The sequence below is a fragment of the Nonomuraea longicatena genome, assembly GCF_039525605.1.
Classification (GTDB): Bacteria; Actinomycetota; Actinomycetes; order Streptosporangiales; family Streptosporangiaceae; genus Nonomuraea; species Nonomuraea longicatena.
This window is the reverse complement of record NZ_BAAAHQ010000065.1, coordinates 20,163-43,701: the sequence shown is the minus strand read 5'-3', so window position 1 is coordinate 43,701 and position 23,539 is coordinate 20,163. Positions and strand designations below refer to the sequence as shown.

Genomic DNA, 23,539 nt, shown 5'->3' with positions numbered 1-23,539 from the left:
CGAGCTCTACCAGATCATCACCACGAACGATCATGAACTCGCGGCTTGACATCGATAGGAGCATCCCTGTCCACATGTGGACAGGCCCGGTGACAGACCCCCGATTCATTGCGATAAGTCGAGATATCGGCGAACGGGGGCGCCACCGAGTCACTGGGGGTTCCACGTGAGACGGCTGTTACGCGCTTCCCTGTCCATCGCCTTACTCGTCGCCGGGGTGGTCGCCATGACCGCTCCGGCCGCGCAGGCCCTGCCCGCGCGATTCCAGAAACAGGTCGTCTTCAGCGGCCTGACCCGGCCCACCAACGTCGAGTTCGCCGCCGACGGCCGCGTCTTCGTGGCCGAGAAGAGCGGCGTCGTCAAGGTCTTCGACTCCCTCGCGGACACCACCCCGTCGGTCTACGCCGACCTGCGCACCCAGGTCCACAACTTCTGGGACCGCGGCCTGCTCGGCATGGCGCTGCACCCGAACTTCCCCGCCGACCCGCGCCTGTACGTCCTGTACGCGCGCGACGCCGTCCCAGGCGGGAACGCTCCACGCTGGGGCACGGCGGGCGCCACGGACGACCCCTGCCCCACCCCGCCCGGCGCCACCGGCGACGGCTGCCTCATCACCGGCCGCCTGTCGGTCGTCTCGGCCACCGGCGCGGAGACCCCGCTGATCACCGACTGGTGCCAGCAGTACCCGAGCCACTCCACCGGCGACCTGCAGTTCGGCGCCGACGGCATGCTGTACGCGACCGCCGGTGACGGCGCCAGCTTCAACTTCGCCGACTACGGCCAGGACAACTCCCCGCTTTCGGACGTCACCCCGGACAACCCGTGCGGCGACCCGCCCTCCCCCGTCGGCACCGCGCTGAGCCCGCCCGCCGCCGAAGGCGGCGCACTGCGCGCCCAGGACGTGCGCACCTCCGCCGATCCCGCCGGCCTCGACGGCACGCTGATCCGCGTGCACCCCGACACCGGCGCGGGCGCCCCCGGCAACCCGGGCGCGGCCAGCCCCGACCCCGGCACCCGCAGGATCGTCGCCACCGGGCTGCGCAACCCGTTCCGGCTCACCGCCCGCCCCGGCACCTCCGAGATGTGGATCGGCGAGGTCGGCTGGAACGTCTTCGAGGAGATCAACCGCGTCGTCTCGCCGACGGCGGGCGTCACCAACTTCGGCTGGCCCTGCTACGAGGGGCCGAACCGGCAGGGCGGCTACGACGCGCTCAACCTGAACCTGTGCGAGAGCCTGTACGCCTCGGGCCCGTCGGCGCACGCGGCGCCGTACTTCGCCTGGAACCACAGCACCCGGCCCGCGCCCGGCGACCCCTGCCCCAGCGGCAACTCCTCCGCCAGCGGCGTCGCCTTCTACAACGGCGGGCCCTACCCGGACCCCTACGACGGCGCGCTGTTCCTGTCCGACTACAGCCGCTCGTGCGTGTGGGTGATGACCAAGGGCGCCAACGGCCTCCCGGACCCGGCCTCGATCACCACGTTCGACTCGGGCGTCGGATCGGTCGAACTGGAGACCGGGCCCAACGGCGATCTGTTCGCGGTGGACATCAACGCGGGCACGATCGTGCGCTACGTCTACGACAACACCCCGCCGACGGCGGTCATCACCGCGAGCGCGACCTCCGGTTCCGCGCCGCTGACCGTGAACTTCTCCGGCACCGGCTCCACGGACGCCGACGGCGACCCGCTCACCTACGCCTGGGACCTGGACGGCGACGGCGACCTCGACGACTCCACCGCCGCCGCGCCGTCGCGGACGTACCCGCAGCCGGGCTCGGTGACGGTGCGGCTGCGGGTGAGCGACGGCAGGGGCGGGCAGGGCGACGCCACGGTGACGGTCAACGTCGGCAACACCGCGCCCACCGCGTCCATCACCACGCCCACCGCCGCGACGACCTGGGCGGTCGGCGAGACGATCGGCTTCTCGGGCACCGGCACCGACGCCCAGGACGGCACGATCCCCGGCTCCCGGATGAGCTGGAAACTGATCATGCACCACTGTCCGGGCGGCTGCCACGAGCACGAGATCACCACGTTCACCGGGGCGAGCGGCAGCTTCCCCGCGCCGGACCACGAGTACCCGTCGCACCTGGAGCTGCGCCTGACGGTCACGGACGCGCACGGGCTCACCGGCACCCAGAGCGTGCTGCTGCAGCCCAAGACGGTGCAGCTCACGCTGCGCAGCTCGCCGCCCGGCCTGCGGCTCGGCTTCAACGCCGAGCAGGCCGTCACGCCGTTCACCAGGACGGTCATCGTCGGCTCCAGCGTCAGTCTGTCGGCGCCGACGCCACAGGGCGACCAGGGGTTCGTGTCCTGGTCGGACGGGGGCGCCGCCGCGCACAACATCACCGCGCCCGCCACGCCCGCGACGTACACGGCGACGTACGAGACCGTTGCGGGGCCGCCGGGACCGGTGGCGGCGTTCGGGATGAACGAGGGTTCGGGGACCTCGGTGGGCGACGCCTCCGCCGCCGCCAACCACGGCACCGCCGCAGGCGCCACCTGGGCGGCCGGGAAGTACGGCGGGGCGCTGGCGTTCGGCGGGGGGTCGGGGTGGGTGACCGTGCCCGACTCCCCCAGCCTGCGGCTGACCAGTGGGATGACGGTGGAGGCGTGGGTCAGACCGGCCGTCACCACGCAGTGGCGGACGATCCTGATGAAGGAGTACGCGGGCGGGTTCGCCTACGTGCTGGACGTCAGCGGGCGCCCGCACGCGGCGATCCACACGGGCACCGAGCGCGGGCTGTTCGGCGCCGCCGCGCTGCCGCTGGACACCTGGACCCACGTGGCGGCGACCTACGACGGCGCCACGCTGCGGATGTACGTGAACGGCGTCGAGTCCAGTTACTTCACCACGTCCGGAAATATCAGGACTGATGGGGGTGTGTTGCGCATCGGCGGCAACAGCGTCTGGGGCGAGTACTTCAACGGCCTCATCGACGAGGTGCGGATCTACGACCGGGCACTGACCCCGGCCCAGATCATCACCGACATGAACACCCCGATCCCCTGACACGGCGGCGGCCCCGGACCCTGGCGGCCCGGGGCCGTCCCACCTCACCCCTTCAGCTTGCACCCCTTCGGCACCAACGGCCGCTCGTCCACCCAGCCGCCGGACACCAGCGCGCTGTACGACACGACCCGCTGGTCCTTGTCGGCGAGCGCGACAACGGCCAGCCACCTGCCGTCCGAGGGGTTGAGGAAGGTCCGGTAGGAGACCGCCACCTTGCCGATCGTCCCGCCCGCGCCCGGCTTGGCGAACGTCACGAGCAGGCCGGGGCGGCCCAGCGGGTCGGTGGCGGTGCCGTGGACCCTGGTGTGCGGCGCCGCCGCCAGGATGCGCAACACGGATGCCCTGACGGCGGGCTTGACCGGCATGCTCAGCAGGCTGGCCGCCCCCGGGAGGAAGTCCTCGAACGAGTCCTTGAAGCCCCTGTCGTACCAGACCTTGTGGAACCCGCGAAGCTTCCGTTCGAGCGCCGCCTGATCCGAGGGCAGCGCGCCGAGTTCGACCATGCTGAACTCTCCGAGGCCGGTATCAGGCCACCTGCCGCCTAGGTCGAGCCTGTGGACGACACAGCTCTTCTTGTAGCTCCTCTTGATCAGCACCGGGTCGTCGGCGGCGACGCGCGGCACCCAGCGGTCCTCCGTCGCGGTCTTGCCGCCCTCCCCTTCCCTTTTGAGCTCCGACCAGTACCGTCCCGTCGTCGGCTCCTTGAGCTGCTCCACCTTGTCGGCGAGGTCGTACAGTGCCTGGTTGGGTTTCGCCTGCGAGGCGAGGATCGGTGCGGCGGGCTCGGCCATGTTCGCCACCAGCGCGACGACACCCACGACCGCCGCCGTTCCGATCGCGGCCCCCGCCCATGTCCACGTCCATGCCCTGGAACGGTGCCTCGGTGCCCGTGCGGTGGCCACCCGGGCGCGGGCCTGTGCCACGACCTCGGGTGACAGCGGGCGCGCCTCGGGCAGTGCGCGCGAGATCAGGTCGAGCTCATCCATCGACGTCCTCCTTCAAAGCCTTGCGCAGTTGCTTGCGTGCCCGGTTGAGCCGGGACGCGACGGTTCCGTAGGGGATGCCGAGCGCCTCGGCGACCTCCGCGTGGGTCAGCCCGCTGAGCGCGATCAGCAGGACCACGTCCCGGTCGCGCCGTTTGAGTCCGGCCAGCGCCCCCGCCAGCGGACCGGTGAAGCGGGCGGCGTCCACGCGGTCGAGCAGTTCGTCCTCGCGGTCCTCGACGTGGCGCTCGGCGGCGCGGGCCAGCGCCTTCAACCGGCTCACCTCCGTACGGCGATGCCGCGCCACCAGGTTGGTGGCGATGCCGTACAGCCAGGGCCTGACCTCGCCCTTGACGCCGTCGTATCCGCCGCGCAGCGCCACGAGGAAGACGTCGGCGGCCAGGTCGTCGGCGACGTCGTCGGACAGGCGGCGCGCGATGTAGCGGTGGATCTCCTCGAAGTGCGTCTCGAAGAGATCGGGTGGAACCCGTAAGCGTTCCACCCCGTTACGCGTGTTGTGCACGATCACACCCGTTGTTGCCTCGGGGAGCGGAATGCTTTCACGCCGCACCGGGTTGAGTCGGGTAGGCTCAACTCGTTTGACAAAGGCACCCCGCCTCCGTAGGTTGAGCGCAACGGACTCAACTTTGACTACAAGGACGTACTCATGGCACGTGCGGTAGGTATCGACCTGGGGACGACCAACTCTGTCGTCTCGATCCTCGAGGGCGGTGAGCCCACCGTCATCGCCAACGCGCAGGGCTCGCGGACCACGCCGTCCGTGGTCGCGTTCGCCAAGAACGGCGAGGTCCTCGTCGGTGAGGTCGCCAAGCGGCAGGCCGTCACCAACGTCGACCGGACCATCCGCTCCGTCAAGCGCGAGATGGGCACCGACTGGTCCCAGGAGATCGACGGCAAGAAGTTCTCCCCGCAGCAGATCAGCGCCTTCGTCCTGCAGAAGCTCAAGCAGGACGCGGAGGCCTACCTCGGCGAGAAGATCACCGACGCGGTGGTCACCGTCCCGGCCTACTTCAACGACTCGCAGCGCCAGGCCACCAAGGAGGCCGGCCAGGTCGCGGGCCTCAACGTGCTCCGCATCATCAACGAGCCGACCGCCGCCGCCCTCGCCTACGGCCTCGACAAGGACAAGGACCAGACCATCCTGGTCTTCGACCTCGGCGGCGGCACCTTCGACGTGTCGCTGCTCGACGTCGGCCAGGAGGACGGCCACGGCTTCGTCGAGGTCAAGGCCACCTCCGGCGACAACCACCTCGGCGGCGACGACTGGGACCAGAGGGTCGTCGACGAGCTGGTCAAGCGCTTCCAGAACGCCCACGGCGTCGACCTGGCCAAGGACAAGATGGCCCTCCAGCGCCTGCGCGAGGCGTCGGAGAAGGCCAAGATCGAGCTGTCCAGCCAGGCCGAGACCAACATCAACCTGCCCTACATCACCGCCTCCGCCGAGGGCCCGCTGCACCTCGACGAGAAGCTCACCCGGGCGGAGTTCCAGCGGCTGACCGCCGACCTGCTTGAGCGGACCAAGGGCCCGTTCCACCAGGTCATCAAGGACGCCGGCATCAAGATCTCCGACATCGCCCACGTGGTGCTCGTCGGCGGCTCGACCCGGATGCCCGCAGTCTCCGAGCTGGTCAAGGAGCTGACCGGCGGCAAGGAGCCCAACAAGGGCGTCAACCCCGACGAGGTCGTCGCCATCGGCGCGGCGCTCCAGGCCGGTGTGCTCAAGGGCGAGGTCAAGGACGTCCTGCTGCTCGACGTGACCCCGCTGTCGCTGGGCATCGAGACCAAGGGCGGCATCTTCACCAAGATCATCGAGCGCAACACCACGATCCCGACCAAGCGCTCCGAGGTCTTCACCACGGCCGAGGACAACCAGCCGTCGGTGCAGATCCAGGTCTACCAGGGCGAGCGCGAGATCGCTTCTTACAACATGAAGCTGGCCACCTTCGACCTGACCGGCATCGCCCCGGCGCCGCGCGGCATCCCGCAGATCGAGGTCACCTTCGACATCGACGCCAACGGCATCGTCAACGTCTCCGCCAAGGACCTCGGCACCGGCAAGGAGCAGACGATGACGATCACCGGCGGCTCCGCGCTGCCGAAGGACGACATCGCGCGCATGATGCGCGAGGCCGAGTCCTACGCCGAAGAGGACAAGAAGCGTCGTGACGAGGCCGAGGTGCGCAACAACGCCGACGGTCTCGCCTACCAGACGGAGAAGTTCCTCCGCGAGAACGACGACAAGATCCCGGGCGACATCAAGACCGAGGTCAGCGAGGCTCTCGCCGAGCTGAAGAACGCTCTTGAGGGCACCGACACCGATGTGATCCGTACGAGTGCGGAGAAGCTCGCGACGGTGAGCCAGAAGATGGGCTCGGCCATCTACGCGCAGAACCAGCAGGGCGGCGGCGACGGCGCTCCGCAGGGCGGCGCGGCGGGCGACGAGCAGGCGAAGAAGGACGACGACGACGTGGTCGAGGCCGAGATCGTCGACGACGAGCAGCCGAAGAAGGACCAGTGATGCCAGGCGCGGAGGAGCCGGTCATCCGCGACAATCGCAAGATCGACCCGGAGACCGGCAAGGCACGACACGCAGAGGAGAAGGAGGCGGAGCAGCCCGAGGCCGCTCCGGCCCCCCTCCCTCAGGACGGCCCGCTGGGCGACGGCCTGCTGGCCGAGCGCACCGCCGACCTCCAGCGGCTCCAGGCGGAGTACACCAACTACCGCCGCCGGGTCGAGCGTGACCGTGTCGCGGTCCGCGAGCAGGCCGTCGCGGGGGCTCTCACCGAGCTCCTGCCCGTCCTCGACGACATCGGCAGGGCCCGCGACCACGGCGAGCTCACCGGCGGCTTCGCGAAGGTGGCGGAGTCGCTGGACGCGGTCGTGACCAAGCTGGGGCTCAGTTCGTTCGGTCAGAAGGGCGACCCCTTCGACCCGACCATCCACGAGGCGCTGATGCACAGCTACTCGTCGGAGGTGTCAGAGCCGACCGCCATCGAGGTGCTGCAGTCCGGCTACCGCATGGGCGAGCGGGTGCTGCGCCCGGCCCGGGTGGCCGTGGCCGAGCCCGAAGACACCCCCACCGCCGACACCGACGACGACAATTAGGACGAAGGGCCATCGATGAGCACCAAGGACTACCTTGAGAAGGACTACTACGCGGTCCTTGGTGTGCCCAAAACCGCCACCGCCGAAGAGATCAAGAAGGCTTACCGGAAGCTGGCCAGGCAGTACCACCCCGACACCAACCAGGGTGACACCGCCAAGGAGGCCAGGTTCAAGGAGATCTCCGAGGCCAACGACGTGCTCTCCGACGCCAAGCGGCGCAAGGAGTACGACGAGGCCAGGACGCTGTTCGGCTCCGGGGTCGGGGGCCCGCGTCCGGGCGGTGGCGGATTCCCGTTCGACTTCGGCGACCTGTTCGGCGGCACCGCCGGCCAGCAGAGCGGCGGTGCGGGCGAACGCCTCGGCGACCTGTTCGGCGGCCTGTTCAACCGGGGCGGCGCGCCCGGCGGCCGCACCACCAGCACGACCAGGCCCCGGCGCGGGCAGGACATCGAGTCCGAGGTCACGCTGACCTTCACCGAGGCCGTCGAGGGCAGCACGGTCTCACTCCGGCTGACCAGCTCCGCGGCCTGCAAGTCCTGCAGCGGGACGGGCGCCAAGGCGGGCACCACCCCGCGCGTGTGCGCGACCTGCGAGGGCACCGGCGCGGCCAGCCGCAACCTCGGCAACTTCGCCTTCTCGGAGCCGTGCCGCGACTGCAAGGGGCGCGGCCTCATCGTCGACGACCCCTGTCCCGACTGCGAGGGCAGCGGCCGGGCCAAGAGCACGCGCACCCTCCAGGCGCGCATCCCCGCCGGTGTGGCCGACGGCCAGCGGGTCAAGCTCAAGGCCAAGGGCGCGCCGGGCGAGAATGGCGGCCCTGCGGGCGACCTCTACATCCTCACGCACGTCAAGCCGCACGCCGTGTTCGGCCGTTCGGCCGACAACCTGACGATCACGGTGCCCGTCACGTTCTCCGAGGCGGCGCTCGGCGCCGAGATCAAGGTGCCGATCCTCAAGGGCCTGCCGGTCACGCTGCGCATCCCCTCGGGCACACCCAACGGCCGCACCTTCCGGGTGCGGGGCCGGGGCGTCACCCGCAAGGACGGGACCAAGGGCGACCTCCTCGCCAGCATCGAGGTCCTGGTACCCAAGACGCTCGACGACAAGTCGCGTGACCTCCTCACGGAGTTCAACACGGCGACGGCGGGCGACGACCCGCGTGCCGAACTGATCCAGCGAGCCAGAAGCGAGTAGCCGATGGACGCCAACTATTTCAACCTGTCAGACGACACGCCGGTCTATGTGATCTCCGTGGCCGCCCAGCTGTCCGGCCTGCACCCGCAGACGCTGCGGCAGTACGACCGGCTCGGGCTGGTCTGCCCGGGCCGCACCGCAGGGCGCGGCCGCCTTTATTCGACGCGCGACATCATCCAGCTACGCGAGGTCCAGCGCCTGTCCCAGGAGGAGGGCATCAACCTCGCGGGCATCAAGCGCATCCTCGAACTCGAGAACGAGGCCCTCCGGCTGCGTGAGGAGGTACACCGGCTGAGGGCCGAGATGCAGATGGTGCGGGCGCTCATCCGTTACGAGCTGCCACCGGGGGCGTAAGAACACCATGGACTACAAGCTCACCCAGAAGAGCCAGGAGGCGCTTTCGGGGGCCATGCGGCGAGCCGCCGCCGAGGGCAACCCGGAGATCGCCCCGGCCCACCTGCTGACCACTCTGCTGGCCCAGACGGGGGGCACCGCCGTACCTCTGCTGGAGGCCGTCGGCGCCGACTGGAAGGCGCTGCGCGCCAAGGCGGAGGAACTGCTGGCGGGGCTGCCGAAGGCGCAGGGGGCCACGGTGTCGGCGCCGTCGAGTTCGCGGCAGCTCCTCACGGTGCTCAACACGGCCGCCCAGCGCGCCAAGCGCCTGGAGGACGAGTACGTCTCGACCGAGCACCTGCTGGTCGCCCTCGCCGCCGACGGCGGCCAGGCCGCCGACCTGCTCAAGGCGCAGGGCGCGACGCCGGAGGCGCTGCTCGACGCCTTCGAGAAGGTACGCGGCCACGTCAGGGTCACCAGCGAGACGCCCGAAGACACCTACAAGGCGCTGGAGAAGTACGGCGTCGACCTGACCGAGCGGGCCCGCAGCGGCAAGCTCGACCCGGTGATCGGCCGCGACTCCGAGATCCGCCGGGTGGTGCAGGTGCTCAGCCGCCGCACCAAGAACAACCCGGTCCTGATCGGCGAGCCGGGCGTCGGCAAGACCGCCGTCGTCGAAGGGCTGGCCCAGCGCATCGTGGCGGGCGACGTGCCCGAGTCGCTGCGCAACAAGCGGCTCGTCGCGCTCGACCTGGGCGCGATGGTGGCGGGCGCGAAGTACCGGGGTGAGTTCGAGGAGCGGCTGAAGGCCGTGCTCTCCGAGATCAAGGAGAGCGACGGGCAGGTCGTGACCTTCATCGACGAGCTGCACACCGTCGTCGGCGCGGGGGCCGCGGAGGGCGCCATGGACGCCGGCAACATGCTCAAGCCGATGCTGGCCAGGGGCGAGCTGCGCATGATCGGCGCGACCACGCTCGACGAGTACCGCGAGCGCATCGAGAAGGACCCGGCGCTGGAGCGCCGCTTCCAGCAGGTGTACGTCGGCGAGCCGTCCGTCGAGGACACGATCGCGATCCTGCGCGGGCTGAAGGGCCGCTACGAGGCCCACCACCAAGTGCAGATCGCCGACGGCGCGCTGGTGGCGGCGGCGGCCCTGTCCGACCGCTACATCACCAGCCGTTTCCTGCCCGACAAGGCCATCGACCTGGTCGACGAGGCCGCCTCCCGGCTGCGCATGGAGATCGACTCGCGCCCGGTCGCGATCGACGAGCTCCAGCGCTCCGTCGACCGCCTGAAGATGGAGGAGCTCGCGCTCGGCAAGGAGACCGACGACGCCTCCGTGCAGCGGCTGGAGCGCCTGCGCAAAGAGCTCGCCGACCGCCAGGAGGAACTCAACGCGCTGGTCGGCCGCTGGGAGCGGGAGAAGGCCGGGCTCAACAAGGTCGGCGAGCTGAAGAAGCAGCTCGACGAGACCCGCAGCACCGCCGACCGCCACCAGCGCGACGGCAACTACGCCGAGGCCTCCCGGCTGCTCTACGACGAGGTGCCGCGCCTGGAGCGCGAGGTCGCGGCGGCGGCCCAGGAGACGCCCGAGCAGCAGATGGTCAAGGAGGAGGTCGGCGCCGACGACATCGCCGAGGTCATCTCGTCGTGGACGGGCATCCCGGCCGGGCGCCTGCTGGAGGCCGAGACGGCCAAGCTGCTGCGCATGGAGGGCGAGCTGGGCAGGCGGCTCATCGGGCAGCGGACGGCCGTCCAGGCGGTCTCCGACGCCGTCCGGCGCAGCCGCGCGGGCATCTCCGACCCCGACCGGCCGACCGGCTCCTTCCTGTTCCTCGGCCCCACGGGGGTGGGCAAGACGGAGCTGGCCAAGGCGCTGGCGGAGTTCCTGTTCGACGACGAGCGGGCGATGACCCGCATCGACATGAGCGAGTACTCGGAGAAGCACTCGGTGGCCCGGCTGGTCGGGGCGCCGCCCGGCTACATCGGCTACGAGGAGGGCGGCCAGCTCACCGAGGCGGTGCGCCGCAGGCCGTACACGGTGGTGCTGCTCGACGAGGTCGAGAAGGCCCATCCGGAGGTCTTCGACGTCCTGCTGCAGGTGCTCGACGACGGCCGGCTCACCGACGGGCAGGGCCGCACGGTCGACTTCCGCAACACGATCCTGATCCTGACCTCCAACATCGGCTCGCAGTTCCTGGTCGATCCGAAGCTGGAGAACGGCGCCAAGCGCGAAGCCGTGATGGGCGCGGTCAGGAGCTCGTTCAAACCGGAGTTCCTCAACCGGCTCGACGACGTCATCCTGTTCGACGCGCTCGGCTCCGAGGAACTGGGCCGGATCGTCGATCTGCAGGTCGACCGGCTGGCCGCGCGGCTGGCCGAGCGGCGTCTCACGCTCGACGTGACGGCGGCGGCCCGTGAGTGGCTGTCGCTGACCGGCTACGACCCGATGTACGGCGCCCGCCCGCTGCGGCGGCTGGTGCAGTCCGCGATCGGCGACAAGCTCGCCAAAGCGGTCCTGTCGGGCGAGGTGGCCGACGGTGACACGGTCCGCGTCGACCTCGGCGACGACGAGCTCACGGTAAACCGCGCAGCATAGGCGCCCCCGGCCCCGGACAACCGGCCGGGGCCGTCGGTAAGGTCTGGCCCACCCTTCGGACAAGACCCCCTCTCCGTCCCGGCCGCGTGACTAGCTTCAGCGTCGTCGGATCACCGAAAACGATCAGGGGGACGTGACGTGTCATCTCGGAACATCCGGAGCATCCTTGCGGTTGCCGCTCTGGCCACGGGGGTGAGCTGGTTGGCCGCTGGTCCGGTGAACGCTGAGCCCTGCACGGACCGGGTGGCCCTGCTCAAGGGCCCGGACTCGCTGGCGCAGGTCTGCGACGAGGCGCTCGATGTCAAGGCCACGGGCAGCCTCAGCGAGATGTCGGCGCGCAAGGGAAGCGACGTGGCGATGACCGCCGAGGCGCTGGCCAAGCAGGCTGGGCTGCCTGGCCTTTCCAAGGCGTCGGCGGTGCTGAGCTTCACCGACCTGGGCGGCGTCGCCGCCGCCGCGGGTCTTCCGGCGCTGCCGGAGGGGGTCCCGGGTGAGGCGGGGCTGCCCGACGTACGCCGGATGGCGACCGTGCCGTCGCTGCCCGACGTGGGCTCACTGACCCAGGGCAAGGGACTGCCGCTCGGCAAGGACCTGCCCCTGGGCGACGCACTGCCCCTGAGCAAGGGGCTGCCGCTGAGCGAGGTGCCCTCGCTGCCCGGCACCGGTGCGCTGCCCGCCACCGTGAAGGAGCCGCTGCGGCTCGGACAGTCCGTCGGCGGCATCACGGACAAGGTGGGCGGTAACCTGCCCACCTCGAAGCTGCCGCTGTCGGGACTGCCGGTCTCGAAGCTGCCGCTGTCGAAGCTGCCCGTCTCTGACGGCAAGGCCGTGGACGGCCTGGTCAAGGGACTCAAGCTGCCCTGATGTCCCCCGGGCGGACGGTACCTCCGCCCGGCACAGTCTGTGGGCGGTGCGCGCCACCCGTCCACGCCCGTGGGCCGCGACCTGAGCTGAGGGGTCGCGGCCCTTCGCGCGTCACGAGACGAGCGCGTCGAGCTCGTCCTCCGGCAGCCCGAGATCGACCCTGATGCGGTAGCGCGTGCGCAACAGCGCCACGTGCTCGGGGTCGTCGCGCTCGCACGTCAGCACCGCCTGGGTGACCCAGTCGAGGCCGCCGCGCAGGTCGCCGTAGGCCACGAGGGTCTCCGCGACGTTGTGCGCGGTCGCCGGGGTGAGGACGGGTTCCGCGCGCAGCTCCGCGATCAGCTCGCGGGCCTCGTCCGGGCGGTCGAGTTCGAAGAGGGTGTCGGCGATGCCGGCGCGCGGATCGACGCCGGACTCCCCGCCGTCCTCAAGGGCTCGCTGGTAGCAGTCGAGGGCCCGCACGGGATGTCCGGCGGCCCGCCATTCCTCGGCGGCGAGTACGAGAATCGCCGCCTTCGACACCTCCCCCTCTGAGTAGTAGACGGCGAGATCGTCGAGTTGCCTGGCCAGCGAGCTGTGGTCGTCGGCCAGAAGTGCCCGCTCAAGCAGGCGATCAAGGTGCTCACGGGTCACATACGCCACACCGCCGAGACTACCGAGCCGCCCGGTGTCTGCGCTGGGCAATGCGCAGGGCGAGACACGCCCAGATTGGGTAACGCCTCGCACAACTCTGTTCACGATCAGCGTGTCCTGCCTGGCGGAAGGGCATATCCCCGTCGCGCGGACGCGATGGAGGGGAGCTGTGATGGGTGTTTCTTCCAAGCAGATGACCTTCTCGCTGGCGTGCGCGGTGGTGTTGTCGGCGGTGGTTCCGGGCGTGACGGGGTATCTGTCCGCGCGCGTCGAGTCGCTGGAGGCCGCCGAACGCAAGCTGCACGCCATGGAGATGCGTCTGAACGAGCGCTCGGCCCGGGAGTTGCGGCCCGTGTCGTATCCGGTGTCCTACCCCGCCCCGTGCGGGATCACGCCGAGGTCGCCGGCGCAGGCACAACAGCCGTCGGCGGCGTTCGCCCCGGAGTACAAGGCGGGTAAGAAACGCTCGCAGCGGCTGCGCTGATCGGCCTCAGGGTTTCCAGGTGCGCAGTTGCCTGGACAGGAAGCCCCTGATGAGCTGCTTGGCGGCCTCGACGATGTCGGGGTCGCCTTCGGGGTCGCGGCGGAAGGCCAGCTTGAGCACGGCGTCGCCGGCCTCGACGGCCACGAGCACGGCCGTGTCGAGGTGGGCGCTGTCGGCCAGGCCGTACTCCTTGAGGAGCAGGCCGCGCAGCCGCCCGGCGATGACGGTGTTGTTGTCGGTGTCGGCGTCGAGCAGGTTGAGGTCGACGATGTCGCCGAAACGCAGGCTCCTGAACCCGGGGACGCGGCGGTGCATGTCGACGTACTCGTCGATGATCGCGTCGACGGCCTCCCACCAGCCTCGGTAGTCCTCCTCCATGAACCTGCGGCCGACCCTGGAGACGAACTGCTCGACGTTGCGCCGGCTGAGCTCCTGGGTGATGGCCCGTTTGTCGGGGAAGAACTGGTAGACCGAGCCGATCGCGACGCCGGCCCGCTCGGCGATGCGGGTGGTGGACAGGGCCTCGTAGCCGACCTCGTCGAGCAGGACGGCGCAGGCGCTGAGGATGCGTTCCACCCGGCGGGCACTGCGCCGCTGGGCAGGCTGTCTGCGCAGAACCTGGGGTTGCGGGTCGTCGGTTTCGGGGGTGGACACGAACCAATCCTCCCCCGATAACCGTGATCGTTACCGTCCTACGCCAGGATTTCTGGTACCGCTGGCTAACACGCCGGATATACGGGTAATCGCGCGTATCGCCCCAGGAGATAGGCGTGAGAGCACATATCCGAGCCTGCCTTCGGCGTTGACGGGCACGACGGCCCGGTTGCGGCGGACGGCCCGCAGAACGTGGGCGGCGACCCGCTCGGGCGGGTAGGCGCGGCGGCGCAGCGCGCGTTCGGCGGCGGCCCGCCGGTCGGTGCCGACGTAGGTGGTGTTGCGCGCGATGGCGGTGGACACGAACCCGGGGCAGACGGTGCTGACGCCGATGCCGTACCCGGCGAGTTCGGCGCGCAGGCAGTCACCGAGCGTCTTGACCGCCGCCTTGGCGGCGGAATACGCCGACAGGCTGGTGGTGGGCACGAAGGCGGCGAGGGAGGCGATGTTGACCAGGTGCCCGCCCTCTCCCCGCTCGATCATCTGGCGGGCGAACAGGCGGCAGCCGTGGACGACGCCCCACCGGTTCACGTCGAGCGTCCTGCGCCAGTCGTCGAGGCGGTGTTCCATGAAGGGGCCGCTGACGGCGATGCCCGCGTTGTTGACCACGACGTCGGGCACGCCGTGGTGGTCGCGGACCCAGCGCGCGAAGGTCGCCATCTGCGCGGCGTCCCCCACATCCACCTCGTACGGCACGGCCCCGCCCCGACACAGGCGGGCGATCTCCGTGGCGACCTGCTGGGCGGCGGCGACGTCCCGGTCGGCGCAGACCACGTCGGCGCCGTGGGCGGCGAAGGCCCGCGCGGTGGCCCGCCCGATGCCGCTGCCCGCGCCGGTGACCACGACAAGATGGTCGGCGTAGGCCCGGCCGCCGGTGCGCACCCGCGCCCTGCGGAGTTCACGGGCGGGCGGCGCCCCTTCGAGGTGGGCGACGAACTCGCCGACCATCCTGGCGACGGTGTCCGGGTGGCTGCGCTGGATCCAGTGTCCGGCGGCGACGCGGCGGTACCACGCCCGGGCGGGCCACCGGGTCAGCGACCGGGCGAGGGCGGGTGAGACGAAGGGGTCGCGGGTGGCGGCGATGATCTGGACGGGCACCTCGACGGCCGGGTCTCCCGGGTGGGCCAGGCGGCGGGACAACGCGTCCCGGTAGAGCCCGATCCCGTTGCGGCCGTCGGCGAGCAGCGTGCGGGCGGGGTGGCCGGGGCGGGGGCCGACGCCGTCGGTGCGCCGCAGGGTGCGCGCGAGCAGGCGGGGGAAGAAGCGGCGCCAGGCCAGTTCGGGCAGCACTGGCGTCTGGAAGAGGCCGATGTACCAGGAGCGCAGGCTCTGGTCGGCGACCCGCAGCGGGCCCGCGTGCCGCATGAAGTGGGCGATCTGGTCGGCGCCCGGACCGCCGAAGCCGGTGAAGGAGGCCAGACGGGTCCGCAGTCCGGGCCGGCCGAGCGCGTCCCAGCCCTGGATGGAGCCCCAGTCGTGGCCGACGAGGTGGACGCGGGGCTTGCCGATCGCGTCGAGGACGGCCGCGAGGTCGGCGGCGAGGTGGTCGAAGGCGTAGCCGCCGGGCCCGCGCGGGGCCGTGGAGTCGCCCGCACCCCTGACGTCGTAGCGGGCCACGTGGAAGCGGTCGCGCAGTCGCTCGACGAGTTCGTCCCACACCCGGTGGGTGTCGGGGTAGCCGTGGACGAGGAGGATCGTCGGATTGCCCGGGTCGCCGTCCTCGTAGAAGGCGAGCCGTACTCCGCCGGACTCTATTAGACGCACAGTCCAAGGATCAGCGAGCCGACAATCCGGCGCAAGAGCGCAGTGCCTTCCAGTCGGCCACACCCCTGGCGCGGGCGGCGCCGGTGAGGGGAACGGGCACGCCGCCCCTGATCGCCGCCGGGGTCCACCGATCCTTGAGGACCTTTCTGCCCTTGATCGTCAGAGTGAGGACGCCGGTGGGGCCCGGGTCGTACCAGAGGAAGTCGCCGAGCCCGTAGGCGACGTAGGCCCGGCCGAGGAAGCCGCCGCCGAGCAGGACGTGGGCGTGCGAGCCGACGATCACGTCGGCCCCCGCCTTCACCAGCCGGGGCGCGAGCGCGCGCTGCGCCGGGTTGGGGCAGGACTTCGACTCAGTGCCCCAGTGGAGGTAGACGATGACGGTGTCGGAGTCCTTGCGGACCTTGCGCACCTCTTTGAGCAGCCTGGCCTCGTTCTTGGCGGAGGCGAGCCCGCCCTGTGAGCCGGTGGCGCTCCAGGCGTGGACGTGCTCCTCGTCGATGACCTGGGTGGCGCCGACGACGGCGACGCGGTTGCCGTTGACGGTCTCGCGGAAGGGCCGGTACGCGGCCTTCGCGTCGCGGCCGATGCCGACGACCGGGTACTTCGCGCGCCTGATCGCGGCCAAGGTGTCGGCCAGGCCGGAGCGCTGGTAGTCCATGCCGTGGTTGTTGGCCATGGTGACGACGTCGATCCCGGCGGCCTTCAGGGCGGTGAAGGCGGTGGCGGGGGCGCGGAAGGCGTACTTCTTGCCCGGCACCCTGGTGCCGCCCTCGGTGATCGCGGTCTCCACGTTGACCATCGCGAGGTCGGCCTTGCGCAGCACCTTGGCGACCGGACCGAACACGGTGCCCGGGTCGCGGTCCAGGCGGGCCCTCAGCACCCCCTCGAAGTGCACGTCCCCGCCGAAGGCGACCGTGTACTCCCGAGGCGCCGCCGAAACGGGCGGGAGACGGGTGACGGGCGTGGCGGCCGGTGTCCCGACGGGGGTCTCAGCGGGGGCGGGGGTTCTCACGGGGGCGGGCGAGACCGTACCGCAGGCCGACAGGACGGTCAGAAGGGCTAAGGGCGGAACTAGCCTCATCTGCCGTGCTTTCTCCTTGTTCGCCGGTGCCGGGTACCGAGGATCCCACACAGCCGGACATGGCGGGATTCGACCGAAGCTTGAACGTGGATCATCCAGGCTCGGGGCATAGGTCGCCTGTATGCGCAGACTCCGGAGGACGCCGCGATGACGACCAGGCCCACCACCACCGACGACGCCGGAATCCCCGCGCCGAGTGACGAGCACTCGCAGTCCGTCGGCCCGAACGGCCCCCTGCTGCTCCAGGACCACTACCTGATCCAGAAGATGGCGCAGTTCAACCGCGAGCGCGTCCCTGAGCGGGTCGTGCACGCCAAGGGCGGCGGCGCCCACGGCTTCCTGGAGATCACCGAGGACGTCAGCCAGTACACCAAGGCCAAGCTCTTCCAGAAGGGCAAGCGGACGCCGCTGTTCCTGCGGTTCTCGACCGTCGCCGGGGAACTGGGCAGCCCCGACACGGCCAGGGACCCGCGCGGCTTCGCGATCAAGTTCTACACCGAGGACGGCAACTACGACCTGGTCGGCAACAACACGCCGATCTTCTTCATCCGCGACCCGCAGAAGTTCTCCGACTTCATCCACAGCCAGAAGCGCCGCGCGGACAACCACCTGCGCGACAACAACATGCAGTGGGACTTCTGGACGCTCTCACCGGAGTCGGCCCACCAGGTCACCTTCCTGATGAGCGACCGGGGCACCCCGGCGTCCTGGCGGAACATGCACGGCTTCGGCTCGCACACCTTCCTCTGGTACAACGCGGGCGGCGAGAAGTTCTGGATCAAGTACCACTTCAAGACCGACCAGGGCATCAGGAACCTCACCGCCGCCGAGGCGGCCGCGCTGGCCTCCTCCGACCCCGACCACCACATCCGCGACCTGTACCGGGCGATCGAGTCCGGCGAGCACCCGTCGTGGACGCTGAACGTGCAGATCATGCCGTTCGAGGCGGCGGCCGACTACCGCTTCAACCCGTTCGACCTGACCAAGGTGTGGCCGCACGCCGACTACCCGGAGATCACGATCGGCCGGTTCACCCTCGACCGCAACCCGGAGAACTACTTCGCCGAGGTGGAGCAGGCCGGCTTCGAGCCGTCGAACCTGGTGCCGGGCATCGGCGCCTCCCCCGACAAGATGCTCCAGGGCCGCCTGTTCTCCTACCCGGACACCCATCTGTACCGGATCGGGCCGAACTACCAGCAGTTGCCGATCAACGCGCCGAAGGTGCCGGTCACCAGCTACAACTTCGACGGCCCCATGACCTACCGGAACATGCGGGACCCGGTGTACGCGCCGAACTCGGCGGGCGGGCCGGTCGCCGACCCGGCCCCGTTCGAGGGCGCGGACTACCAGGTCGCCGGGGAGATCGTCCGCTCGGCGTACACGCTGCACGCGGACGACGACGACTACGTGCAGCCGCGCGCGCTGTGGGAGAACGTGCTGTCGGACACCGACCGGGAGCATCTGGTCGGCAACATCGTCGGCCACGCCTCCGCGCCCGAGGTCACCGCCGAGATGAAGAAGCGGGTCGTCGCGTACTGGCGCAACGTCCACAAGGACCTCGGCCAGGGTGTCGCGGAGGGGCTCGGCGTCTCTAACGGCTGAGCAGGTCGTTCACCGTGACGAACCGGTAGCCGTCGGCCTTCAGCGCGCGGACCAGGCCGCCGATCGCGGCGCGGGTGGGGGCGCCCGAGGCGTACCAGGGGTGGAGCAGGATGATCGAACCCGGCCGCGACTGCTCGCGGACCATCGTGACGATCTCGTCGGCGGTCGGAGTGGCCCCGGAGTCGGGCTCGACGTCCCACATCACCGTGCGCTGGCCGATCTCCGACAGGTGGAGCGGCAGCATCAGCAGCTTCTTGCCGTTGGGCGGGCGGAAGGGGATCTCCCCCTGCTGACCCGCCTGCCGGATGAGCTCGTTCGTTCGGTCCACCTCCGCCGCGACCGTACCGGGCCCGACGAAGATCATCCGGGTGTGGTTGTAGGTGTGGTTGCCGAGCTGGTGGCCTGCGGCGACCAGCTTGGCCCCGGAGCCCGTCTCGGCCGCGAGCCTGCTGCCCATGACGAAGAACGTCGCGGGAACCCTCTCGGCCGCGAGCGTGCCGACGATCTCGTCGAGGTGCTCGTCAGGGCCGTCGTCGAAGGTCAGGGCCACGACCTTCTCGCCGGTCTCGACCCGATCGACGAGTTCGCCGGCGAGCTGGAAGGTGCGGGCGTTGACCAGCCGGTCCAGTCCGAAGGCCAGCAGGCCGAGGACGAGCAGGCAGGCCAGGACCCGGCGAAACGTCTTCATCGAAGGCAGTGTAGAGAGTGTCGGCGATCATGAACGGTGGATTCGTGCCATGATGGCCGTGGTCTTCGCGTGGGTTGTGCGGAGCCTTCTCGGAGCGGTCCCTGCGTGTTGTTCGCCCAACGTGCACGGGCCGCTCTTCTTCTACGCGCCCACGGCGACCGTGGAGGCGTCGAACTCGCCGTCGCGGACCCCGGCGACGAAGGCCGTCCACTCCTCGGGAGTGAAGACCAGAACCGGTCCGTCCTGCTGCTTGCTGTCGCGCAGCGCGACGTTGCCGTCAGCCAGGCGGGCGAATTCGACACATGCGGAGTTGCCGTTGCAGAAACGGCTCTTCCTCCAGGTGGGCGTGACGTCCATGTGGTGGTTCCTCTTCATGATGGTGCTTCAACAGCCCCTTTGGTATTGAATGCACCTTTTGTGGCTTCATCGCCACTGCATGATCTTGCGTTGGACGAGCACCCGGGACTCGTCCTCGGACAGTGCCGCGGACCTCAGGTGCTCGAAGGCCCGCTCGTAGTCGGCCACGAGCTCCAGCGCCTCGACGAAGCGGCCACCGTAGAGCGACTCCAGGTAGACGGCGTCGTCCAGGTCCACGAACTTCAGATGGACGAAGGCCCCGGTGTTGACCGGGTGCTCGCCGTCGAGCGGCAGCACCCGGACACTCACGTGAGCGAGCAGGGACATCTCCAGCAGATGTTCGAGTTGCTCACGCATGACCGAGGGCTCACCGAAGCGGCGGGCCAGCACGGACTCGTCCAGGACCATGGCGAGCATGGCCGGATCCGGCCGGTGCAGGACGCGCTGCTGCCGGTCGAGACGCGCCTCGACCCGGCGGCGGACACCGCTGTGCGTGATGCGCGCGATGCCCCGGGTGGCCAGGACGACCTCCCGCGCGTAGTCCTCGGTCTGCAGGAGACCCGGCACGAGCTGGGGTTCCCAGCCGCAGTGGGCGACGGCCTCCGCTTCGAGCCCCAGAAAGGTGGTGTACTCCGAGGGCAGCGTGTCCTCGTAATCCTCCCACCAGCCCCGCTGGTCGGCGTCGCGCAACAGGCCCAGAAGCTCGTCGAGCTTCTCGTCGCCGACCAGGAACAACCTGGCCATCGCCGCGACGTCGGCCGGGCTGGGCATGGTCTTGGAGGATTCGATCCGGCTCACCTTGCTCGGCGACCAGCCGAGCCGTTCGGCGACCTTGGCGCCGGTGAGTTTGCGGCGCTCGCGCAGCATGCGTAGTTCCTGGCCCAGCCTGAGCCTGCGGACAGTCGGGCTGCCCTGCTCTGATGGCACCGTCCACGCTCCTCATCGGCATCCTCATCGGCAATGAAGATGTAGCCGAACAGGACTGTTTAGAGCCCGGGTTGGTGGGCCGTACAACAATCTTACCCTGCAAGTTGCACGAATAGTGCTGCGGGGGCTTGCCTCAAGAGTTCCACGGGTGGACGGTGGAAGCAAGGAAAATTCCCGGTAAACCCCGCCTTCGATGCAAGTTGCATCGCAAGCTTTCCCGCAAGGTGCGAAGAAATATAAATCTTCTGTTGCCGAAACTCTTGCAGCCGACGGAATGTGGGGAGACGATCCTCCCAAGTATCGGCAACGTCGCCGTCCCCGACGAGTCAAGGGAGGCCCGACGCCGCGATCACCTCGAATGCAAGTAGCGCCGCGTCACACGCTCGTTCGAGCACGAAGAAGCCGGACCGACACTGATCGCCTGGGCGCCGCATCAAAGGGCTGCCACCCTACGACGCCCGGCATTCAGCACTCGGCCCGGCTTGAAGAAGCCACCTCGAGTAATGCCGCGAAAGGGGTCTTCTATGTACTCACAAGGTACCAAGGGGATCAGCCGAATCAAGTCCTGGATTCAGGAACTCACCCACTGGGCCGACCGCGAGATCTGCATGGAGCCCGACGAGTTCGCACACCGGCGGGGCTGGAGCGTCACCCGCCTCGGATTCGGGGCCCGCTGCTACCGCGACCCGCGCTTCGACCAGCGCAGAGCTCCGGCCCGGGTCGCCGAGGAGGTCTCCTGACATGTCCGCCAGGAACCCCCGCAACCAGATGTACCCGGCGACCGAGGACCTGCCCGCCGCAGGCCGTACCGGCCCGCTCACCGCGCTCTGGCGCGCCCGCACCGAACTGGCGGTGCTCGCCGCCGTCGTGCTGATCGTCGCCACCGCCGCCCGGCAGGGTGGCTGGCTGCCGTTCGTCCTGCTGGGCGGCGTCATCTGCGCGCCGGTCTCCACCAGGTACGGCAGAAGCCGCCTCACCGCGCACCTGTGGTGCGTCGTCACCCGGCACCGCCTCCAGCGGGTCTGTCTGGAGACCACCATGCACACCAGGAGCGGGCGTATCCCGCTGGTGCTCTGGATCACCCCGAGCGCCCGGGGCGAGCGGGCCCTCGTCCTCACCCGGGCGGGCATCAGCGCGGAGGAGTTCGGCGCCTACGCCTGGGAGATCGCGGCGGCCTGCTGGGCGGGGAGCGTCCGCGTCCACCGGCACCGCAGGTGGGCGAACCTGCTGACCGTGGAGACCGTCCGCAGGCAGAGCGGCACGGGCCGCTCCGGCCAGGAGCGGTTGTACGGCCGGTCCTGGCACCCACTGCCGTCGGAGGCGCCCGACGAGGCCCCGACCAGGGTCCTCACCAGCGTGTGAGCCCCCGTGTGGGCCCTCATGCGATTCGCTGCGCGGGTCCCCAGATGAGCCCGCTCTGTGAGCCCGCTCTGTGAGCCCGTTCTGTGAGCCCGGGTGAGCCGGTGAGACCCAGCCCCGGAGAAACGCGGGGGCTCCGGGGCTGACCATCGGCCGTCCTGCCACCCCTTCCCCGGATGGCAGGGCGGCCGTTTCCGTCTCAAACCTCTCCGCAGCACCCTGACCTCCGGCAACTCCACTTCTGACACCGTTCCGGTCACGATTTTGCCAACCGGTGTGATCACCGCACATTAGGGTGTCGCGCGTGACTATCGCGCCAGAAGAGGACCGCCTGCACGCCCAGATCTCCTTCGCCCTCGAAATCGACAAGTTGAAGAGGGTGCTCCGCCGTAACCATCTGATGGACGGCTCGCGACGGGAGAACGACGCCGAACACTCGTGGTACGTCGGCATGCTGGCCATGGTTCTCGCAGAGCACGCGCCGGAGGGCACCGACATCCAGCGCGTGGTGGCCATGTTGCTCGTTCACGACCTGGTCGAGATCGACGCCGGTGACACCTTCATCTACGACACCGAGGCGGTCGCGGCGCAGGCGGACAACGAGCGCGCGGCGGCCGACCGCATCTTCTCGCTGCTCCCCGACCCTCAGGGTGCCGAGCTGCGGGCGTTGTGGGATGAGTTCGAGGCCATGCGGACGCCGGAGGCCCGCTTCGCCAAGGCCCTCGACCGGCTCGCGCCCATCCTCGCGAACCATCACAACGACGGGGGCACCTGGGGATTGTTCAAAGTCCGTGCCGCGCAGGTCCGGGAGAAGGTAGAGATCATCGAGGAGGGTTCACCCTCTCTTGGCGCCTTCGCTCGCGAGTTGGTCGAACTCTCGGTCTCCAGGGGTCATCTGGCCGAGTGACCTGCTCACCCGGGCTCGGGGTGGGTGGGCGCGGGAGTCGCGGGGTAGGGGACTTGTCGTGAAGGAGACAGTACGGGCGGGACGGCGGCACTTGCGGCGTTTCGTCGGGCCGGTCGATCTGGCCGACCGGTTGGAGAAGTCCAGAGCCATGGACACGCCGATCCGGGTGCTGGCCAAGGCCGTGCGCGACGGCATCCGGCCGGGCCGGGTGCGCGACCTGCTCCACGGGGTGCCGACGGGGAAACCGCTGCATCCGCCGCTTGCCACGGTGGCGCTCGGGTGCTGGTTGTCGGCGACCGTACTCGACCTGGCCGGGGCCGATCGGCGGGCGGTCAGGGTACTGATCGGCGCAGGTGTCTGCGGGGCGCTGCCCGCGGCGGCGGCCGGGCTGACCGACTGGTCATCGCTGCACCGTGAGCAGCAGCGGGTGGGCTTCGTGCACCTGCTGGCCAATGTCTCCGCGCTCGGGCTGTTCTCCGCCTCGCTGCTGGCCAGGGTCAACGGCCACCACCAGAGCGGGCGCACACTGTCGATGCTGGGGCTCGCGGCGGCGGGGGTCGGCGGCTACCTCGGCGGCCACCTGTCGTACCGGCTGGCGGCGGGCGCCAACCACGCGCCGCAGGTCGCGCACCTGGTGCCGCTCGGCTGGCACGACCTGTGCGCGCTCAAGGACCTGCCCGAGGGGCGGCCGGTCGCCAGGCGGCTCGGTTACATCCAGTTGTTCGTGCTGCGCAGCGGCGAGTCCGTGACCGTGCTCGCCGACCGCTGCCCGCACCTGGCGGGGCCGCTTCACCAGGGCAGGCTCGTGGTGGAGGACGGCGAGGCGTGCGTGGTGTGCCCGTGGCACGGCAGCACGTTCCGGCTGGCGGACGGGACCGTCAGGCACGGACCCGCGACGGCGCCCGCGCCCACGTTCGAGACCCGGGTCCGGCGAGACGGAACGATCCAGGTGAGACCCGGAGCTTGACCGC

The 23,539-nt window shown here is 70.1% G+C and carries 22 protein-coding genes; 13 read left to right on the top strand and 9 right to left on the bottom strand.

Annotation, left to right across the window (positions count from 1 at the left end; genetic code table 11):
* The first annotated feature begins 166 nt into the window (after positions 1-166).
* Complete coding sequence (locus ABD120_RS38930; protein WP_343955428.1) at positions 167-3,013, top strand: LamG-like jellyroll fold domain-containing protein; 2,847 nt, start codon at positions 167-169, stop codon at positions 3,011-3,013.
* A gap of 44 nt (positions 3,014-3,057) precedes the next feature.
* Here ABD120_RS38930 and ABD120_RS38925 read toward each other — a convergent pair whose 3' ends face one another.
* On the bottom strand, positions 3,058-3,999 hold the full coding sequence (locus ABD120_RS38925) for a hypothetical protein (RefSeq protein ID WP_343955426.1): 942 nt from the start codon (positions 3,997-3,999) through the stop codon (positions 3,058-3,060).
* The gene (locus tag ABD120_RS38920; RefSeq protein ID WP_343955424.1) at positions 3,992-4,519 is read right to left on the bottom strand and encodes an RNA polymerase sigma factor; all 528 of its coding nucleotides are present in this window, start codon (positions 4,517-4,519) and stop codon (positions 3,992-3,994) included. The genes ABD120_RS38925 and ABD120_RS38920 overlap by 8 nt, the downstream gene beginning before the upstream one ends.
* Positions 4,520-4,663: 144 nt before the next feature.
* Between ABD120_RS38920 and dnaK the strand changes: the two genes are divergently transcribed.
* The 6 genes from dnaK (at position 4,664) to ABD120_RS38890 (ending at position 12,112) form a co-directional block, all read left to right on the top strand.
* On the top strand, positions 4,664-6,535 hold the full coding sequence (dnaK, locus tag ABD120_RS38915) for a molecular chaperone DnaK (RefSeq protein WP_343955422.1): 1,872 nt from the start codon (positions 4,664-4,666) through the stop codon (positions 6,533-6,535).
* Positions 6,535-7,122, top strand: coding sequence for a nucleotide exchange factor GrpE (gene grpE, locus ABD120_RS38910; protein ID WP_343955420.1), 588 nt, complete (start codon positions 6,535-6,537; stop codon positions 7,120-7,122). The genes dnaK and grpE overlap by 1 nt, the downstream gene beginning before the upstream one ends.
* A gap of 15 nt (positions 7,123-7,137) precedes the next feature.
* Positions 7,138-8,316 (top strand): molecular chaperone DnaJ, encoded by a 1,179-nt coding sequence (gene dnaJ, locus ABD120_RS38905; RefSeq protein WP_343955418.1) that lies wholly within the window; start codon positions 7,138-7,140, stop codon positions 8,314-8,316.
* Positions 8,317-8,319: 3 nt separating this feature from the next.
* Positions 8,320-8,670 (top strand): heat shock protein transcriptional repressor HspR, encoded by a 351-nt coding sequence (locus ABD120_RS38900; protein WP_425564115.1) that lies wholly within the window; start codon positions 8,320-8,322, stop codon positions 8,668-8,670.
* A gap of 7 nt (positions 8,671-8,677) precedes the next feature.
* The gene (clpB, locus tag ABD120_RS38895) at positions 8,678-11,248 is read left to right on the top strand and encodes an ATP-dependent chaperone ClpB (RefSeq protein WP_343955416.1); all 2,571 of its coding nucleotides are present in this window, start codon (positions 8,678-8,680) and stop codon (positions 11,246-11,248) included.
* A 216-nt stretch (positions 11,249-11,464) separates the two neighbouring features.
* Positions 11,465-12,112 carry a hypothetical protein gene (locus ABD120_RS38890; protein WP_343955414.1) on the top strand — a complete coding sequence of 216 codons (648 nt, stop codon included), beginning with the start codon at positions 11,465-11,467 and terminating at the stop codon, positions 12,110-12,112.
* Positions 12,113-12,223: 111 nt separating this feature from the next.
* On the opposite strand, the gene ABD120_RS38885 is transcribed toward ABD120_RS38890, so the two are convergent.
* Positions 12,224-12,754, bottom strand: a complete 531-nt coding sequence (locus tag ABD120_RS38885; RefSeq protein ID WP_343955412.1) for a tetratricopeptide repeat protein — start codon at positions 12,752-12,754, stop codon at positions 12,224-12,226.
* 163 nt (positions 12,755-12,917) lie between these two features.
* On the opposite strand from ABD120_RS38885, the gene ABD120_RS38880 reads away from it, so the two are divergent.
* Positions 12,918-13,229, top strand: a complete 312-nt coding sequence (locus tag ABD120_RS38880; RefSeq protein WP_343955410.1) for a hypothetical protein — start codon at positions 12,918-12,920, stop codon at positions 13,227-13,229.
* Positions 13,230-13,235: 6 nt separating this feature from the next.
* Here ABD120_RS38880 and ABD120_RS38875 read toward each other — a convergent pair whose 3' ends face one another.
* The 3 genes from ABD120_RS38875 to ABD120_RS38865 are packed head-to-tail and all read right to left on the bottom strand — an operon-like array spanning position 13,236 to position 16,728.
* A complete protein-coding gene (locus tag ABD120_RS38875) occupies positions 13,236-13,883 on the bottom strand; it encodes a TetR/AcrR family transcriptional regulator (protein WP_343955408.1) in 648 nt (215 codons plus the stop codon).
* 30 nt (positions 13,884-13,913) lie between these two features.
* The gene (locus ABD120_RS38870; protein ID WP_343955407.1) at positions 13,914-15,647 is read right to left on the bottom strand and encodes an SDR family oxidoreductase; all 1,734 of its coding nucleotides are present in this window, start codon (positions 15,645-15,647) and stop codon (positions 13,914-13,916) included.
* A gap of 10 nt (positions 15,648-15,657) precedes the next feature.
* Entirely contained in the window at positions 15,658-16,728 is a 1,071-nt protein-coding gene (locus ABD120_RS38865) for a CapA family protein (RefSeq protein ID WP_343955405.1), read from the bottom strand.
* Between the two features lie 147 nt (positions 16,729-16,875).
* Between ABD120_RS38865 and ABD120_RS38860 the strand changes: the two genes are divergently transcribed.
* Positions 16,876-18,330, top strand: coding sequence for a catalase (locus ABD120_RS38860; RefSeq protein ID WP_343955403.1), 1,455 nt, complete (start codon positions 16,876-16,878; stop codon positions 18,328-18,330).
* Here the strand turns inward: ABD120_RS38860 and ABD120_RS38855 are convergent.
* From ABD120_RS38855 to ABD120_RS38845, 3 genes are all read right to left on the bottom strand, one after another.
* The gene (locus ABD120_RS38855; protein WP_343955401.1) at positions 18,320-19,018 is read right to left on the bottom strand and encodes a polysaccharide deacetylase family protein; all 699 of its coding nucleotides are present in this window, start codon (positions 19,016-19,018) and stop codon (positions 18,320-18,322) included. The two genes, ABD120_RS38860 and ABD120_RS38855, sit on opposite strands and share 11 nt — an antisense overlap.
* Positions 19,019-19,159: 141 nt before the next feature.
* Positions 19,160-19,393 (bottom strand): DUF397 domain-containing protein, encoded by a 234-nt coding sequence (locus tag ABD120_RS38850; protein ID WP_343955399.1) that lies wholly within the window; start codon positions 19,391-19,393, stop codon positions 19,160-19,162.
* A 48-nt stretch (positions 19,394-19,441) separates the two neighbouring features.
* Complete coding sequence (locus tag ABD120_RS38845) at positions 19,442-20,302, bottom strand: helix-turn-helix domain-containing protein (protein WP_343955397.1); 861 nt, start codon at positions 20,300-20,302, stop codon at positions 19,442-19,444.
* 524 nt (positions 20,303-20,826) lie between these two features.
* On the opposite strand from ABD120_RS38845, the gene ABD120_RS38840 reads away from it, so the two are divergent.
* The 4 genes from ABD120_RS38840 to ABD120_RS38825 all read left to right on the top strand — a co-directional run bounded on the left by ABD120_RS38840 (position 20,827) and on the right by ABD120_RS38825 (position 23,535).
* A complete protein-coding gene (locus tag ABD120_RS38840) occupies positions 20,827-21,042 on the top strand; it encodes a hypothetical protein (RefSeq protein WP_343955396.1) in 216 nt (71 codons plus the stop codon).
* Position 21,043: 1 nt separating this feature from the next.
* Positions 21,044-21,664: a hypothetical protein gene (locus ABD120_RS38835; protein ID WP_343955394.1), complete on the top strand. Its 621-nt coding sequence runs from the start codon at positions 21,044-21,046 to the stop codon at positions 21,662-21,664.
* Positions 21,665-21,965: 301 nt separating this feature from the next.
* Positions 21,966-22,568 (top strand): HD domain-containing protein, encoded by a 603-nt coding sequence (locus ABD120_RS38830; RefSeq protein WP_343955392.1) that lies wholly within the window; start codon positions 21,966-21,968, stop codon positions 22,566-22,568.
* 58 nt (positions 22,569-22,626) lie between these two features.
* On the top strand, positions 22,627-23,535 hold the full coding sequence (locus ABD120_RS38825) for a Rieske (2Fe-2S) protein (protein ID WP_343955390.1): 909 nt from the start codon (positions 22,627-22,629) through the stop codon (positions 23,533-23,535).
* The last annotated feature ends 4 nt before the right edge of the window (positions 23,536-23,539 follow it).